This is a genomic window from Phyllobacterium sp. K27 (assembly GCF_054796155.1).
Genome location: NZ_CM139240.1, coordinates 44,413 through 60,073, shown reverse-complemented (window position 1 = coordinate 60,073; position 15,661 = coordinate 44,413). Strand labels below are relative to the sequence as shown.

Annotated in this window: 15 protein-coding genes; 12 read left to right on the top strand and 3 right to left on the bottom strand. The window is 53.6% G+C overall.

Going from position 1 to position 15,661, the window contains the following annotated elements; genetic code table 11:
• Window positions 1-7: 7 nt before the first annotated feature.
• The gene (gene def / locus ACYJL1_RS00295; protein ID WP_460896496.1) at window positions 8-538 is read right to left on the bottom strand and encodes a peptide deformylase; all 531 of its coding nucleotides are present in this window, start codon (window positions 536-538) and stop codon (window positions 8-10) included.
• A gap of 112 nt (window positions 539-650) precedes the next feature.
• Between def and ACYJL1_RS00290 the strand changes: the two genes are divergently transcribed.
• Window positions 651-1,889 carry a DNA recombination protein RmuC gene (locus tag ACYJL1_RS00290; RefSeq protein ID WP_460896495.1) on the top strand — a complete coding sequence of 413 codons (1,239 nt, stop codon included), beginning with the start codon at window positions 651-653 and terminating at the stop codon, window positions 1,887-1,889.
• On the opposite strand, the gene ACYJL1_RS00285 is transcribed toward ACYJL1_RS00290, so the two are convergent.
• Both ACYJL1_RS00285 and ACYJL1_RS00280 read right to left on the bottom strand, forming a co-directional pair.
• Window positions 1,886-2,845 (bottom strand): cation diffusion facilitator family transporter, encoded by a 960-nt coding sequence (locus tag ACYJL1_RS00285; RefSeq protein ID WP_460896494.1) that lies wholly within the window; start codon window positions 2,843-2,845, stop codon window positions 1,886-1,888. The two genes, ACYJL1_RS00290 and ACYJL1_RS00285, sit on opposite strands and share 4 nt — an antisense overlap.
• Window positions 2,846-2,900: 55 nt before the next feature.
• Window positions 2,901-3,152: a hypothetical protein gene (locus tag ACYJL1_RS00280; RefSeq protein WP_460896493.1), complete on the bottom strand. Its 252-nt coding sequence runs from the start codon at window positions 3,150-3,152 to the stop codon at window positions 2,901-2,903.
• A gap of 96 nt (window positions 3,153-3,248) precedes the next feature.
• Between ACYJL1_RS00280 and ACYJL1_RS00275 the strand changes: the two genes are divergently transcribed.
• From ACYJL1_RS00275 to lnt, 11 genes are all read left to right on the top strand, one after another.
• Window positions 3,249-5,264, top strand: coding sequence for a hydantoinase/oxoprolinase N-terminal domain-containing protein (locus ACYJL1_RS00275; RefSeq protein ID WP_460898091.1), 2,016 nt, complete (start codon window positions 3,249-3,251; stop codon window positions 5,262-5,264).
• Window positions 5,265-5,368: 104 nt separating this feature from the next.
• A complete protein-coding gene (locus ACYJL1_RS00270; RefSeq protein ID WP_460898090.1) occupies window positions 5,369-7,546 on the top strand; it encodes a malate synthase G in 2,178 nt (725 codons plus the stop codon).
• Between the two features lie 61 nt (window positions 7,547-7,607).
• Window positions 7,608-8,294, top strand: a complete 687-nt coding sequence (tsaB, locus tag ACYJL1_RS00265) for a tRNA (adenosine(37)-N6)-threonylcarbamoyltransferase complex dimerization subunit type 1 TsaB (protein WP_460896492.1) — start codon at window positions 7,608-7,610, stop codon at window positions 8,292-8,294.
• A complete protein-coding gene (rimI, locus tag ACYJL1_RS00260; RefSeq protein ID WP_460896491.1) occupies window positions 8,291-8,809 on the top strand; it encodes a ribosomal protein S18-alanine N-acetyltransferase in 519 nt (172 codons plus the stop codon). Before tsaB ends, rimI begins: the two co-directional genes overlap by 4 nt.
• 1 nt (window position 8,810) lies before the next feature.
• The gene (gene olsA, locus ACYJL1_RS00255; RefSeq protein WP_460896490.1) at window positions 8,811-9,674 is read left to right on the top strand and encodes a lyso-ornithine lipid O-acyltransferase; all 864 of its coding nucleotides are present in this window, start codon (window positions 8,811-8,813) and stop codon (window positions 9,672-9,674) included.
• 122 nt (window positions 9,675-9,796) lie between these two features.
• Complete coding sequence (gene miaB, locus ACYJL1_RS00250) at window positions 9,797-11,104, top strand: tRNA (N6-isopentenyl adenosine(37)-C2)-methylthiotransferase MiaB (protein WP_460898089.1); 1,308 nt, start codon at window positions 9,797-9,799, stop codon at window positions 11,102-11,104.
• Window positions 11,105-11,155: 51 nt separating this feature from the next.
• Window positions 11,156-12,181 carry a PhoH family protein gene (locus ACYJL1_RS00245; RefSeq protein WP_460896489.1) on the top strand — a complete coding sequence of 342 codons (1,026 nt, stop codon included), beginning with the start codon at window positions 11,156-11,158 and terminating at the stop codon, window positions 12,179-12,181.
• A 9-nt stretch (window positions 12,182-12,190) separates the two neighbouring features.
• Window positions 12,191-12,679, top strand: coding sequence for an rRNA maturation RNase YbeY (ybeY, locus tag ACYJL1_RS00240; RefSeq protein ID WP_460896488.1), 489 nt, complete (start codon window positions 12,191-12,193; stop codon window positions 12,677-12,679).
• A 43-nt stretch (window positions 12,680-12,722) separates the two neighbouring features.
• Window positions 12,723-12,869, top strand: a complete 147-nt coding sequence (locus ACYJL1_RS00235; protein ID WP_460896487.1) for a hypothetical protein — start codon at window positions 12,723-12,725, stop codon at window positions 12,867-12,869.
• Window positions 12,870-12,966: 97 nt separating this feature from the next.
• The gene (locus ACYJL1_RS00230; protein WP_460896486.1) at window positions 12,967-14,049 is read left to right on the top strand and encodes a hemolysin family protein; all 1,083 of its coding nucleotides are present in this window, start codon (window positions 12,967-12,969) and stop codon (window positions 14,047-14,049) included.
• 22 nt (window positions 14,050-14,071) lie between these two features.
• Window positions 14,072-15,661, top strand: a complete 1,590-nt coding sequence (lnt, locus tag ACYJL1_RS00225; RefSeq protein WP_460896485.1) for an apolipoprotein N-acyltransferase — start codon at window positions 14,072-14,074, stop codon at window positions 15,659-15,661.

The window sequence follows — 15,661 nt, the reverse complement described above, 5'->3', positions numbered from 1 at the left end:
TCATCGCCTAAACCGCCAATCGGCTTGGAGGACGATCCTTGGCGAGTTTCTTGAACTTTTTCACCACCATTTCACGCTTCAGCCGCGAAATATAATCGATGAAGAGAACGCCATTCAAATGATCGATTTCATGTTGCAGGCACGTTGCCAAAAGTCCGTCGGCTTCGACTTCCTGCGGCTTCCCCTCAATATCGAAATAGGAAACGCGTACCTGCTTTGGCCGCTCGACTTCCGCATAATAGTCAGGGATGGAAAGGCAGCCTTCTTCGTAGACATTCCGCTCGTCGCTGGACCAAAGCACCTTTGGATTAACGTAAACCTGCGGCGCCTTCGGCTCATCTTCCTTGGCAAGGTCAATCACCAGCATCTGGATCGGTGCGCCGACCTGAATGGCCGCTAGACCAATGCCGGGCGCGTCATACATTGTGTCCAGCATATCGGTGGAAAATTTGCGCAAATCCGCGTCGAAACTTGCGACAGGTTTGGAAACCTGACGAAGCAGCGGATCGGGAAGGATGACGAGTGGTTTGATAGACATGACCTTCACCTAATATCTCGATTTTCAGCCGTCAATGCGGCATCAGACTCAATCATAAAAATGTTCTTGTTTTGATCTCACATTTGCCAATCGAATCGGTTATTCTTGTTCGATGGAAACTTCTATCTCTCTCAATCAAACGCTGTTTCAGCTGGGCGCCACGTCTATATCAGTAGGTGCAGTACTGTTTACGGTGGCGCTTATGACGGCTTTGGTGGTTGTTTTTGCCATTATTGCGGTCATGCGGGCAGCACGCATGCGGCTTGTTGCAGAGATACAAGCTGAGGATCGGGCCCGCGACGCGGAAGCGCGGATGGGGGAAATCCTCAAAAGCCAGTCTGAAATGCAAGGGCGCATGCAGACAATGGCCGAACTCTTCGGTTCTCGCCAGGCGGAACTTAATCAATCCATCCGGGAACGGCTTGACGGTATGACCACCCGCATCGGCCAAACCATGACGGATCAAACCAAGTCTACGCACGAAAACCTTGCCAAGTTGCAGGAGCGGCTCGCCGTCATTGATACGGCCCAGAACAATATTCAGACGCTCGCGGGGCAGGTCGTACAATTGCAGGCAATTCTGGCCAACAAGCAGACGCGCGGGGCCTTTGGTCAGGCGCGGATGGAGGCAATTATCGCCGATGGCCTGCCGCAGGGAGCTTATGAGTTTCAGGCAACACTGTCGAATGGCAGCAGGCCGGATTGCGTGGTTCGCATGCCCAACGGTGCAGCAAATCTGGTAATCGACGCCAAATTTCCTCTGGAGGCTTGGAATGCCATACGCGAATCCGAAACGCCGGAAGGCAAGAAGATTGCCGCCACCCAGTTCCGGCGCGACATCGAGATTCACATTCGCGATGTCGCGGAAAAATATCTGATCAATGGCGAGACACAGGATACCGCGTTTCTCTTTGTGCCCTCGGAATCAGTCTTTGCCGAAATTCATGAGAATTTTGAAGGGGTGATCCAGAAGGCGCATCGCTCTCGTATTGTTATCGTATCGCCATCCTTATTAATGCTGTCCATTCAGGTCATTCAGGCGGTTCTCAAAGACGTTCGCATGCGGGAACAGGCGCATTTGATTCAGGGCGAAGTGATAAGGCTGATGGAAGATGTTGGCCGTCTTGATGATCGCGTGCGCCGTCTGCAAACCCATTTCAGTCAAGCCAACAAGGATATTGATGATATTCTGGTATCCTCCGGCAAGGTGACCAAGCGCGGCCAGAAAATCGAAGCGCTGGAATTCGCCGAAGCGCCCGTCGGCGAGGCGGCCAAAGCGCCAGATCCAGCGCGCTCGGCAGCTTCGACAACTGGCCAGCTACGCTTGCGGGTGGTGGATGGTGAAGATTAGCCCTCGATGATCTTGCGGCGAACCTCCCAGGTTCCAGTCGTCTGAGGTTTGACAAAAAGGCTGATAATGTCCGGATTGGCTTTTTTCAGCGCTGCTTCGATACGTTGAACGCAGGCTTCGATTTCAGGGGCAAGCATGTGATCTTCGAATTCGACACTGAGGCCCGCCGCGATCTGTTTTGGACCCATATGGACCGTTAATACTCCATTGGCGCGTTGAACCGCCGGATCTTGGTTGGCAATATCAAGGATTTGCTGATCTACTTCAGGCAATGCTGCTTCGCCCATAAGCAATCCCTTGCTCTCGCGAGCAAGAAAAATTGCCGTCGCACCGAGAATGATCGAAATGCCGATAGAGGCAACGCCGTCCAGTTCCGGCATGCTGAACAGTTGAGCGGCGGAAATACCCAAAAGAGCGACAATAAGACCAAGCAGTGCGGCAGTATCTTCGAACAGAACAGTAAATACGCTGGGGTCTTTGCTGATCCGCACTGCTTCGACGTAACCAAGGTCGCCTTTTACGGTACGAAATTCCTTCAATGCTATGTACCAGGAGGTTCCCTCAAACAACATGGCAATGCCAAGGACAACGTAGTTGATGATAGGGCTTTCAACCGGCTCCGGATCGAGAATGTGGATCACGCCTTCGTAGAAGGACACTCCGGCACCCACCGCAAAGACCAGTAGCGCGACGATGAAACTCCAGAAATAGAGCTCGCGGCCATGGCCAAGTGGATGGCTACGGTCGGCAGGTCTGGCAGCACGGCGCAGGCCAAAGAGGAGAAGCCCTCCATTTCCGGTATCCACCAGGGAGTGGACGCCCTCGGAAAGCATGGCGGAACTGCCGGTAAAGAAAGCCGCAACGAATTTTGTAGCGGCGATCAAAAGATTGCCGACTATCGCTGCATAGATAACTTTTTTGGATCCGGCATGCGCTGTCGCCGATTGTGTTGCCATGTCTGCCCCCTGTCATTCGGAGAACGTCGAATGTTTTGTATGGTTCCAGCTTGCGTCAGCAAGTGGTCGGAATGACGCTAGAGCAAATTTTGTTTATATAGAGCCAGTTCTGTTTCACGGATGACGAGACAATCCACGCGGAAGGCAGCGAGGCCGATGTGGTTCCATCGGACGAAGCTGCCTGACAAAGTGGTTGGCCGTCAGCCGGAAACCCGAAGGGCCGGGTGAATTCGGGCCAATTCCATCGGGCTTCAGTCTCGTCCGATGGATAAACATCGCCCTCGCTAAACCCCTCGATCTTGTCCACGAATTCCCTCTGGCAGAATGACTCTATATAAACAAAACTTGCTCTAGTCCTTTTGCGTCTCATGCGCTAACTCTGCCTCAAACAGCGCAGGACATGATGACTGATTCAACAATAGAGCAGGCAATTTTTCTGGGTTTGGATACGGGCGGGACCTATACCGACGCCGTTCTCTGGTCGGAAGAACGTGGAGTTATTGCCAAGGCAAAGGCACTCACGACACGCCACGATCTGAGTGTTGGCATCTCAGGCGCGGTTGATGCCATCATTGCCGAAGCATCGGTTCATCCGGCCGACATCCGGCTTGTCTCGATGTCGACGACTCTGGCCACCAACGCCTTGGTGGAAGGTCAGGGCGGGCGTATCGCTTTGGTGATGATCGGCTTTTCGGAGGCTGATCTGGACAAGGCTGGCCTGAAAACCGCCCTTGGTGCCGATCCGGTCATTTTTATCCCGGGTGGTCATGATGTGTATGGCCGGGCCCAGCCCTTTGACCCGTCAGCTCTTGAGGAGGCGTTGCCACGGCTGAAATCCGAAGTGACGGGCTTTGCCATTTGCGCGTATTTTGCTGTACGCAATCCGGAACATGAAATTGCTGTACGCGATCTTGTGCACGAAAAAACGGGACTTCCCGCAACGTGCAGTCACGAACTATCGGCCAAATTGAATGGCCCCAAGCGCGCATTGACCACAGTGCTCAACGCCCGGCTCATCGCAATGATTGACAGGCTCATCGCTGCCACGGAAGGTTTTTTGGACCGACGCGGGATTCATGCACCTTTAATGGTCGTTCGCGGCGATGGCGCGCTTGTTTCTGCTGCGTTTGCGCGCCATAGACCTATAGAAACCATCCTTTCAGGACCGGCAGCCAGCCTTGTGGGCGCGCGACACATGACCGGCCTGGATAATGCGATCATATCGGATATTGGCGGTACGACGACCGATGTTGCAGTGCTGGATGATGGCCGTCCGCGGCTTGATCCGAATGGCGCTATTGTGGGCGGGTTCCGTACCATGGTCGAAGCCGTGGCAATACGTACCTTTGGTCTTGGCGGCGATTCGGAAGTATCGCTCGACGACAATGCCATGACGCCAAGCATCAAGCTTGGACCGAGGCGGCTTGTACCATTGGCGCTGCTCGCCGCCAATCATGGTGCAGTGGTGCTCGAGCATCTGGCCCGTCAGGTTAAAGCCGCCAATGCGGGGCGACTTGATGGACGCTTTGCCTTGCGGACAGGAGTGCCGGTGCAAATGGCGTCCGGGTTAAGTAAGGGAGAGGCCGAGCTCTATGAACGTATAACGGCCGAGCCGCAACCGCTTGACCGCTTGCTGAGCTCCTTTTCGCAGACGGCAACAATAACGCGGCTGGTTTCGCGCGGATTGGTGCATGTTTCAGGATTCACGCCGTCTGATGCCTGTCACGTTTTGGGATTGCAGAACAACTGGAACGCGGAAGCCGCACGATATGGCGCTATTCTCTATGCCAGACGCAAGGATGGAGCTGGCCGGCCATTTTGCGATACGCCGGAGGAGATTTCACGTCGTACTTATGAGGCTCTTGTCAGGCAGTCATCAGAAGTCGTTCTTGAAACGGTATTTGCTGAAGACGGACTTGAGGGGCAGGAAACAGTAGCAAGCGCACTTGTTCAGCGGGCATTGTCGGGGAAAAGTGGTATTGCCGGAATAAAATTGCAGATCGACCGGCCTCTGGTAGGACTTGGGGCGTCGGCTCCTGTCTATTATCTTGCGGTCGGGGATGAGCTTGGTGTTAGGTGCATCGTTCCGATAGACACGGATGTCGCCAACGCCTTGGGAGCAGTGGTCGGGCAGGTCCGGGTCTCGCTGGAAGCGCATATAAGCCAGCCTGTTGAAGGCCTGTACCGGGTGATGGCGGGTGAGGTCGTCAAGGATTTTCAGCTTGAGGAAGAGTCTATAGCATTTGCCGAATCGACACTGAAACGTCAGGTGCAACAACTGGCGCTCGATGCCGGAACGGACGAGCCGCAAATTACCATTGTTCGAAATATCAACGCGGCAACAGTGGAAGATCAGCGCAAATTCATCGAAGCGGTATTGATCGCCATAGCGTCAGGTCGGCCACGGATCGCGCACTGATTGATTTCAATCGATACAGATTCCAACACAGACCATTGGATAATTGACTGCAATGGCCTTGGCGTGTTCAAGGGTATTCAATGCAAATCTATAAGGACATGATCATGGGTGAACGTATCGAAATTAATGGTCTGAAAGTGGCTCCAGAACTTCACGATTTCGTTGTGAATGAAGCTATTCCCGGGACAGGCGTCGATGCGGCACAGTTTTGGTCAGGTTTTGCAAAGATCGTTGACGATCTTGCGCCGAAAAATCGTGCTTTGCTGGCAAAGCGCGATGAATTTCAGCTTAAACTTGACGCGTTCTACAAGAGCAAGCGTAACGCTGGATATTCGCTGGAGGAGTATGAAGCTTTCTTGCGTGAGATTGGTTACCTGTTGCCAGAGGGTGACAAGTTTGCCGTTTCAACAAGCAATGTCGATCCTGAAATTGCCGTGACTGCGGGGCCGCAGCTTGTCGTTCCTGTTATGAATGCCCGTTATGCGCTCAATGCCGCCAATGCGCGTTGGGGTTCGCTCTACGATGCGCTGTATGGAACAGATGCTATTTCGGACGATGGCGGCGCCGAAAAGGGGAAAGCATTCAATCCGGTCCGCGGTGCCAAGGTTATTGCTTGGGCAAAGGCATTTCTGGATGATAGCGCGCCGTTGCAAGGAGCACATTGGGCGGACATTTCCGGCTTGGCTGTTGAAAACGACAAGCTCGCGCTCAAGTCAGACAGCGCTTCCGTTTCACTTGTTGATGAAAGCCAGTTTGCTGGCTATAGCGGCGATCCAGAAAATCCCACTGCAATTCTTCTGAGCAAGAACGGATTGCATGTGGAGATTATGATCAATGCGGATCATCCAATCGGCAAGACAGACAAGGCTCATATCGCCGATGTCCTGTTGGAATCGGCCCTGACGACGATTCACGATTGCGAAGACTCCGTCGCAGCTGTCGATGCCGAGGATAAGGTGATTGTCTATCGCAATTGGCTTGGCCTTATGAACGGCGATCTTGAGGACAGCTTCGAAAAGGGCGGGAAAATTGTCACCCGCAAGCTCAATCCGGACAGGGAATATACGGGCAAGGACGGCAAGCCGCTAACGGTACCGGGCCGCTCTCTCATGCTGGTGCGCAATGTCGGGCATTTGATGACCAATCCGGCGATCCTCGACAAGGATGGCAATGAGGTGCCGGAGGGCATTATGGATGCTGCCATCACGGCCTTGGCAGCGCTCCACGACATTGGTCCAAACGGCAGGCATATGAATTCCCGTGCCGGTTCGATGTATGTGGTGAAGCCAAAAATGCATGGCCCGGAAGAGGTAGCTTTTGCGTCCGAATTGTTTGGCCGTGTTGAAGCGCTGCTGGGAATGCAGCCCAATACGATCAAGATGGGCATTATGGATGAGGAGCGCCGGACAACGGTTAATCTGAAGGAGTCCATCCGCGCTGCAAAGGAACGCGTCGTTTTCATCAATACCGGCTTCCTTGATCGCACCGGCGACGAGATCCATACCTCGATGGAAGCCGGGCCGATGATCCGTAAGGGCGACATGAAACAGGCTGCGTGGATCGGTGCCTATGAGAACTGGAATGTCGACATTGGGCTGGAATGTGGTCTTTCCGGTCATGCCCAGATCGGAAAGGGCATGTGGGCCATGCCGGATCTGATGGCGGCAATGCTTGAGCAGAAAATCGGTCACCCAAAGGCTGGTGCCAATACTGCCTGGGTGCCATCGCCAACGGCAGCAACACTGCATGCCACACATTACCACAAGGTCAATGTTGCGGAGGTTCAAGCGGCGTTGAAATCACGGGGGCGTGCAAAGCTTGGCGATATTCTATCCGTACCTGTCGTATTGCGGCCCAACTGGACGCCGGAGGATATTCAGCGCGAACTTGATAATAATGCGCAAGGCATTCTGGGTTATGTGGTACGTTGGGTCGATCAGGGTGTTGGCTGTTCCAAGGTGCCCGATATCAACAATGTCGGTTTAATGGAAGATCGAGCAACGCTGCGCATTTCCGCTCAGCATATTGCCAACTGGCTGCATCATGGCATTACCAGTGAGGCTCAGGTGCTTGAGACGATGAAGCGCATGGCAGCGGTCGTTGACAAGCAAAACGCCAATGACCCTCTTTATCAGCCGATGGCCGATAATTTTGAAAAGTCTGTGGCGTTTCAGGCGGCATGCGATCTGATTTTCAAGGGCCGCGAACAGCCCAATGGCTATACTGAACCTGTCCTGCATCGCAGACGGCTGGAGCTGAAGGCGCAGCAAGCAGAAAGCTGACGAACGCCTCGTCGTGAGTGAGCTCTTGTTTGCCGACTGATTCTTGTTTAGGCGGTAACACATGAAATTGCTTGCGCTCGATACCGCCGCCAATCTTTGTTCTGTTGCCATCCTTGATGCCGTAAGCGGCACGATGTTGGCACAGATCAGCGAAGATATTGGCAAGGGCCATGCCGAGCGGCTAATGGCAATCATTGAGCAAGCCGTTGCTGATGCTGGAATTACCATCAACGAAATTGGCAAGGTCGTCACCAGCATTGGCCCCGGATCATTTACCGGTGTGCGGGTGGGGGTTGCCACCGCGCGTGGCCTTGCTTTGGCATTGCACTGTCCGGCCATCGGTATAAGCACGCTTGCGGCCTTGGCTTATGATGCAAGGAAAGCCCTTCCGGACAGACCAATTCTGGTCGTGATTGATGCGCGTCGCGATGAGTTTTATGCGCAGTTTTTCGCGGAAGATGGCATAGCTGCCTCCGACCCAATGATTGTGCCTCTGCCCGCAATTATCGAGCGTATCGCTAATCAAGGTCAGAACCTTGTTATTGCCGGCTCAGCCTCGTCGCTGGTTAATGCGACACTGGATCGTCCGTTGGATGTCGCCTCGACCATGGCGACAGGCACGATTGACGCATTTGCACAGCTGGGGATGCAGTCACAGGATACAGCCTTGCCCAGTCCGCTTTATTTGCGGGGTCTGGATGTAAAGCCGCAACAGGGCTTCGTACTAAAAAGGCAGGTTGCCGAATGATGGGGCTGCCTTTTGATAATCTGCGCCAGCGCAGCTTTGTTATTGAAGCGCTTGCACGAGAAGATGCAGCGCGTCTTGTTCCAGTTCATGCCAGTACGTTCCGGCAGCCGTGGAATGAAGATGATTTTCATGCGCTGCTTGGCGAAGACAATGTGTTTGGTTTTGTCGCGCGTGAAGAAGGAAACCGCGCCGCCCAACCCGGCGGCTTTGTTCTTGCACGCCTTGTTCTGGATGAAGCAGAGATACTGACGATTGCCGTTGCCCCGCAATTTCAGCGCAAAGGTATCGGTCATGCCTTGATGGACGCAATATTGCGTCATTTGCACAATGCGCGTGCCAGTATGCTCTTTCTTGAGGTGGATGAGCTGAACACACCAGCGCTTGCACTATACCGCAGGCTGGGTTTCAAACAGGTGGGCAAACGGCCCGGCTATTACGAAACGCCGTCGGGACGTTCAGCAGCCTTGACAATGCGCCGCGACTTTGGACGCCGTGAAACGGGTTCTGGCCGCTAAGATGATTGAACGTTTGCGACTTATTATAACGGCAACTGTCTTTGCACTGGTCACAATCATCTTGCTGCCCGTTCAGCTCCTGTTCGTGAAGACAGGCTGGTCATTGCAGAAAAAGCTGCCAGTGCTATTTCATAGAATTGTTCGCCGTTTGCTTGGAATTCATATTCATGTCCATGGGAAAATGGCGCAAAACCGGCCATTGCTGCTTGCGGCCAATCATTCCTCATGGGCCGATATTGTTGTTCTATCGGCTGTCACGGAAGTCTCTTTCATAGCCAAGTCTCAGGTGGCGACCTGGCCATTATTCGGTCTCTTCGCCAAGTTGCAGCGGTCTGTCTTCGTAGAACGTGAGAAACGCGGCAAGACCCATGATCAGGCGAGCGAAATAGCAAGGCGCCTTGCCGATGGCGATGTCATGGTGCTGTTCGCCGAAGGCACGACGTCGGACGGTAACCGTATATTGCCTTTCAAGACGTCGCTCTTCGGAGCAGCGCAGGTCGCCATTCGTGAAACCAGCGTTGAAACAGTCACGATCCAGCCGGTTGCTATCGCCTATACGCGGGTGCACGGGCTGCCAATGGGCAGGTTCCATCGTCCGATTATCGCATGGCCCGGAGATGTGGAGCTTGGTCCCAGCCTCATCGGAATGCTTAAGGAGGGCGCCTATGATGTTGACGTCCGCTTCGGCGAGCCGGTTGTGATAGACGGCAAGTCTGACAGGAAAGCACTGGCGCGGTTGATGGAAGAACGCGTGCGGGCAATGATGCAGAGATCGCTGCAGGGGCGTGACTATATTGATCCGGAAATTGCGGTCGCTGCGAATCTCCCTGATCCGGCTATTTTCAAAGAGGCCAAAAAGCTTTAGAAGCCTCTCCCATGGACGATATCACTATTAAACATCAGCCGGACGAGACGTCGGGAGCACTTACCCATTCGCCAGCACTTGCCAATACACGCAAGGTGTATGTGAAGACCTATGGCTGTCAGATGAATGTCTATGACAGTCAGCGGATGGCCGACAGCCTTGCCGCTGAGGGTTATAGCCCTACAGACACGGCTGATGATGCCGATCTGGTGCTGATCAATACCTGTCACATCCGGGAGAAGGCTTCTGAAAAGCTTTACTCCGCGCTTGGCCGCCTGCGTAAAATGAAAGATGCGCGCGCAAAAGAGGGGCGGGAGCTGACTGTCGGGGTGGCTGGATGTGTGGCGCAAGCCGAAGGCGATGAGATTACGCGCCGCGCGCCCGTTGTCGATCTGGTTGTTGGTCCGCAAACATATCACCGATTGCCGCAAGCCCTTGCACGCGTGGCAAAAGGCGAGCGTGTCGTTGAGACCGAATATGCGATTGAAGACAAGTTCGAACATCTGCCTTCTCCTAAAAAGGAGCAGACGAGAAGCCGCGGCGTTACGGCCTTTCTCACTGTGCAGGAAGGCTGCGACAAATTCTGCACGTTCTGCGTGGTTCCCTATACGCGGGGTTCTGAGGTTTCGCGTCCTGTCGCCCAAATCCTGAAAGAAGCCGAGAAACTCGCTGATGCGGGTGTGCGTGAACTGACCCTGCTTGGGCAGAACGTCAATGCCTGGCATGGAGAAGGGCCGGGTGGCCGCGAATGGGGACTTGGCGAATTGCTTTACCGCCTCGCCGAGATACCCGGCATTGCGCGGCTACGCTATATTACCAGTCATCCTCGTGACATGGATGACGCTTTGATCAATGCGCATCGTGATCTCGATATGCTGATGCCATATCTGCATCTGCCAGTTCAGGCTGGCTCGGATCGTATTTTGAAGGCCATGAACCGCAAGCATACGGGCGATGATTACCTGCGACTGATTGAGCGGATACGCAGCGCGCGCTCCGACATTGCGCTGTCGGGTGATTTCATTGTCGGCTTTCCGGGGGAAACGGAGGAGGATTTCGAAGCGACATTGCAGTTGGTTCGAGATGTAACTTACGCGGCAGCCTATTCGTTCAAATATTCGCCGCGACCAGGTACTCCCGGTGCCGATCTGCCTGATCATATTGACGAAGCGGTCAAAGATGAGAGGTTACAACGGTTGCAGGCTTTGCTGAGTGAACAACAATATGCCTTCCAGCGCAGCCTTGTGAATCAAAGCTTTGATGTGCTGATCGAAAAGGCTGGAAGAGTGCCTGGACAGATGGTTGGACGATCTCCCTGGTTACAACCTGTAATTATCGATGTACACGGCGGCAGAATCGGCGACATTATCAATGTACGAATCATCGACACGGGAACCAACAGTCTTATCGGCGTCCGGGAGATGGTTTGAGGAACAAGTAGCGACTATATAAACAGGCAACCACTTTCCGAGGAGAGCCGTTTGAACGCCACCGAAAAGCTGAAACCCGCTCCTTCCGGAGCCTCGGACCTGGCGCATATCGTACTGACATTTGACAACAATAGACTGGCGAGTGCGCTGTTCGGCCAGTTTGACGAGAATTTGGCTCGCATTGAGAAGAAACTGGGCGTTGATGTTCGCTCCAAGGGCAATCAACTTGCCATTCGTGGTGAACCGGGAGCAACCGAGCAGGCCCGACGCACCCTGGATCAACTCTACGAACATCTGCAAAAAGGCCATGATATATCCGCATCGGATGTTGATGGTGCCTTGCGAATGGCTATCGCTGCCGACGATCAGTTGACGCTGCCCACAATGGAAAACAAGAGCAAGATGGCTGTAGCCCAAATATCGACCCGCAAGAAGACGATCTTCGCTCGCACGCCAACGCAGGACGCCTATATGCGCGCGCTTGACCGCTCGGAAATGGTTTTCGGTGTTGGACCGGCGGGTACGGGCAAAACCTATCTGGCGGTTGCCCATGCGGCGATGCTGCTGGAGCGCGGTCTGGTTGACCGCATCATCCTTTCTCGTCCGGCTGTCGAAGCTGGTGAGCGGCTCGGTTTTCTCCCCGGTGACATGAAAGAGAAGGTCGATCCTTATCTGCGTCCCCTTTATGACGCACTTTATGATATGATGCCTGCCGATAAGGTAGAGCGCGCAATCGCTGCCGGTGTTATCGAAATCGCGCCGCTGGCTTTCATGCGCGGGCGTACGCTTGCTCATTCCGCAATCATTCTGGATGAGGCGCAGAACACGACCGCCATGCAGATGAAGATGTTCCTGACCCGCCTCGGTGAGAACGGACGTATGATCATTACTGGCGATCCGAGCCAGATTGATCTGCCGCCGGGCCAGAAGTCCGGATTGGTAGAAGCGCTCAATATTCTGAGCGACGTTCAGGGTATCGTCACCGTAAAGTTTACGGATGTCGATGTGGTTCGCCATCCACTGGTTGCGGCAATTGTTCGTGCTTACGATAAGGAAGGCGCCAAGCCTAAAGCTTGACGAAGTATCTTGATCGATATCGACATATTGGTTGAAACCGATGGCTGGCCCGAGGAGGCAGTGCTATCGAACCTTGCATCAATTGCCATCGCTGCCGTCTGGTATGAACTTGCCGATGGAAACCAGCCCGACAGTGAGCTTAGCCTCGTTTTCACCGATGATGCAGCGATAAAAGAACTTAATAATGATTGGCGCGACAAGGACAAGCCAACCAATGTCTTGTCCTTTCCAGCCTTTCCGATCAAGCCGGGACAGAAACCCGGACCGATGCTCGGCGATATCGTCATTGCCCGTGAAACTGTTATACGGGAAGCGGAAGATGAAGAAAAATCTTTTGACCATCATCTCACGCATCTGATCGTCCACGGGTTTTTGCATCTTCTCGGATATGACCACGAAACAAATGATGAGGCCGAAGAGATGGAGCAGCTTGAACGCAAAATTCTTGCGCGGCTTGCAATTCCAGATCCATATGCGCTATCGGTCATAGACGATTAGAGCAAGTTTTGTTTATATAGAGTCATTCTGCCGGAGGGAATTCGTGGACAAGATCAAGGGATTTAGCGAGGCCGATGTTTATCCATCGGACGAGACTGAAGCCCGATGGAATTGGCCCGAATTCACCCAGCCCTTCGGGTTTCCGGCTGACGGCCAACCACTTTGTCAGGCAGCTTCGTCTGATGGATAAACATCGGCCTCGCTACCTTCCGCGTGGACTGTCTCGTCATCCGAGAAACAGAATTGGCTCTATATGAACAAAATTTGCTCTAATTAGATTGAGGACCATGTCTGACACGTCGCACCAAAACGACCCTGCCGCGCCCGCCAAAGGCATAAATGGGCAGGAAAGTGATGCCGAAGGGCAAAGTATCACCAGAGCGCCTGTTTCCGAAAAGCGCTCGCTCCTATCCGCAATCTTCCCATTCCTGCGCACACGCCCCGGAACGTCCCTAAGGGATGATCTTGATGCAGCGCTTGCGGAGGATCATCATGGTGATACAGCCTTTTCTCCCGAAGAGCGCGCAATGCTGCATAATATATTGCGTCTGCGGGAACTTCGGGTCGAAGATGTGATGATCCCGCGCGCTGATATCGAAGCCGTCGAAATCAGCACAAGCCTTGGCGATCTTTTGGAAATATTCGAGAAGTCCGGTCATTCCCGTATGCCGGTTTTTGCCGAAACGCTGGATGACCCGCGAGGCATGGTGCATATTCGTGATGTGGTAAATCACATCACCAAGATTTCCAGGGTGAAAGCTCCACGCAAGAGTGCACGTACAACCAAGCCGCTGACTGCCGCGAAATTTGATCTCTCGAATGTAGATCTTACCAAAACGATCGCTGAGCTGAGCTTGATGCGCACGATTCTGTTTGTGCCGCCTTCCATGCTCGCCAGTGATCTGATGGGGCGGATGCAAGCGCAGCGTATTCAGATCGCTCTTGTGATCGACGAATATGGCGGCACTGATGGTCTGGTTTCACTGGAAGACATCGTGGAGATGGTCGTCGGAGATATTGAAGACGAACATGATGATGATGAAGTGATGATCGTTGAGGATCCGGAAGGCGTGTTCATTACGGATGCTCGGGCAGATCTCGATGAAGTATCTGAAAAGATCGGCTCTGGCTTTGTTGTGGGAGAGCATGGCGAGGATGTCGATACGGTCGGTGGTCTGATCTTCTCGATTCTTGGGCGCATTCCGGTGCGCGGTGAAATGGTGCAAGCCGTTCCCGGATACGAGTTCCACATTCTGGAAGCCGATCCGCGCCGCATCCGCAAGGTTCGAATTGTTCCCTTGCGTCACGCAGAACGCAGGCCGCGCAATCCACGCCAAGGTGTTATTGAGCCACCAGCGGATGACGAATGATCTTGTGTGAATTGGTCAAGGTATGATCCGGCGTTTGATCGACAGGATCGTGCTTCTATCAGGTTGGCGGCGTTGTGGGCTGGCATTTCTTATGGGTGCTTTGGCAAGCTTTGCCTTGCCGCCATACGACTTTTTTGCCGTGGCATTCATTGCTTTGCCTGTTTTGGTCTGGCTGCTCGATGGCGCAGTCGATAATGCCGGAATGGGGCCGATACGGCGACTGATTCCCGCTGCACTAGTCGGATGGTGGTTCGGTTTCGGCTATTTTGTTTTCGGTTTATGGTGGATTGGCAATGCTTTGCTGGTCGATGCAGCGAATTTTGCCTGGGCTATACCCTTTGCAATTTTCGGTCTGCCTGCATTCCTGGCTTTTTTCTATGCTTTTGCAGCAGTGCTTGCCCGCCTCATATGGAGCGACGGGATAGGACGCATATTTGCACTCGGCTTTGGTTTCGGCGTCGCCGAATGGCTGCGATCCTTTATCCTGACCGGCTTTCCATGGAACGCGATCGGCTATGCTGCAATGCCGGCGCCGGTGTTGATGCAATCGTCGGTCATTGTGGGTTTGCTCGCAATGAACATTCTGGCGGTTATCGTGTTTGCCATGCCTGCGGTTTATAGCGCAAGGCAAGGCAGGATAGCTGGATTTGCAGTTGCCCTCATTTTGATTACCGCCCATGTCGGCTTTGGCATTTTCAGGCTCTCGACAGCGGAGATCAAACTCGACGGTCCTCACATTCGGATCGTGCAACCATCCATCTCGCAAAATCTCAAATGGGATGCGGAGGCGCGGCGCGATATCTTTGACAAATACCTCGCCATGACCGTTGAAAAGCCGGAAGAGGGGAAGACCAAACCGCAGATCATAATTTGGCCGGAAACGGCCGTTCCCTACATTCTGACAAAAACGCCGGAAGCGCTCGAGGCTATCGCGAATAATTTGGCTGACGGGCAAACGCTCTTGACTGGCGCCATTAGAATGGAAGAGCCGGGTGGGGCAGAGGCACCCCTTTATTATAATACAATTTATGCGATCAACAGCACTGGTGAAATTACCGGAGCTGCCGACAAAGTTCATCTTGTTCCATTCGGCGAATATGTGCCGCTGGAGAGTATTCTACGCAAGATTGGCGTCAGCGAAGTTGTGGAGTTGCCGGGAGGTTTCAGTGCTGCATCGACGCGTCGGTCGCTTGAAGTTGTCAGCGGCTTTTCGGTGTTGCCGCTCATATGCTATGAGGCCATCTTTCCTGGCGAAATGTCCTATCAAGGCGCCCCCGCAAATGCCATTGTCAATGTTACCAATGATGCTTGGTATGGCGACACTCCTGGCCCTTATCAGCATTTCAGGCAGGCGCAATTGCGCGCGGTGGAACAGGGGTTGCCGATGATCCGAGCCGCAAATAACGGCCTTTCAGGAGTCGTCGACCCTTACGGGCGAATCATTGACGGGCTTGCTCTTGACGCCGTAGGCGTGATCGATGCGCAACTTCCTGAGCGAGCGCAACTACCTTGGGGAGAGGGTGCTCATAAGTTTCAATTTATGGTTGTACTACTGTCGGTTTTAATTGTGGCGCTGCTGTATTTTTTGCGTGGCAGAAGGCGTGTTAGTTGA

What these genes read in the sequence shown, in the direction of transcription:
- ACYJL1_RS00270 (WP_460898090.1), top strand. Translation starts at nt 5,369, where the DNA reads ATGGGTGAACGTATCGAAATTAATGGTCTGAAAGTGGCTCCAGAACTT.
- lnt (WP_460896485.1), top strand. Translation starts at nt 14,072, where the DNA reads ATGATCCGGCGTTTGATCGACAGGATCGTGCTTCTATCAGGTTGGCGG.
- ACYJL1_RS00275 (WP_460898091.1), top strand. Translation starts at nt 3,249, where the DNA reads ATGACTGATTCAACAATAGAGCAGGCAATTTTTCTGGGTTTGGATACG.
- ACYJL1_RS00285 (WP_460896494.1), bottom strand. Translation starts at nt 2,845, where the DNA reads ATGGCAACACAATCGGCGACAGCGCATGCCGGATCCAAAAAAGTTATC.
- ACYJL1_RS00230 (WP_460896486.1), top strand. Translation starts at nt 12,967, where the DNA reads ATGTCTGACACGTCGCACCAAAACGACCCTGCCGCGCCCGCCAAAGGC.
- ACYJL1_RS00290 (WP_460896495.1), top strand. Translation starts at nt 651, where the DNA reads ATGGAAACTTCTATCTCTCTCAATCAAACGCTGTTTCAGCTGGGCGCC.
- olsA (WP_460896490.1), top strand. Translation starts at nt 8,811, where the DNA reads ATGATTGAACGTTTGCGACTTATTATAACGGCAACTGTCTTTGCACTG.
- miaB (WP_460898089.1), top strand. Translation starts at nt 9,797, where the DNA reads ATGAATGTCTATGACAGTCAGCGGATGGCCGACAGCCTTGCCGCTGAG.
- tsaB (WP_460896492.1), top strand. Translation starts at nt 7,608, where the DNA reads ATGAAATTGCTTGCGCTCGATACCGCCGCCAATCTTTGTTCTGTTGCC.
- def (WP_460896496.1), bottom strand. Translation starts at nt 538, where the DNA reads ATGTCTATCAAACCACTCGTCATCCTTCCCGATCCGCTGCTTCGTCAG.
- rimI (WP_460896491.1), top strand. Translation starts at nt 8,291, where the DNA reads ATGATGGGGCTGCCTTTTGATAATCTGCGCCAGCGCAGCTTTGTTATT.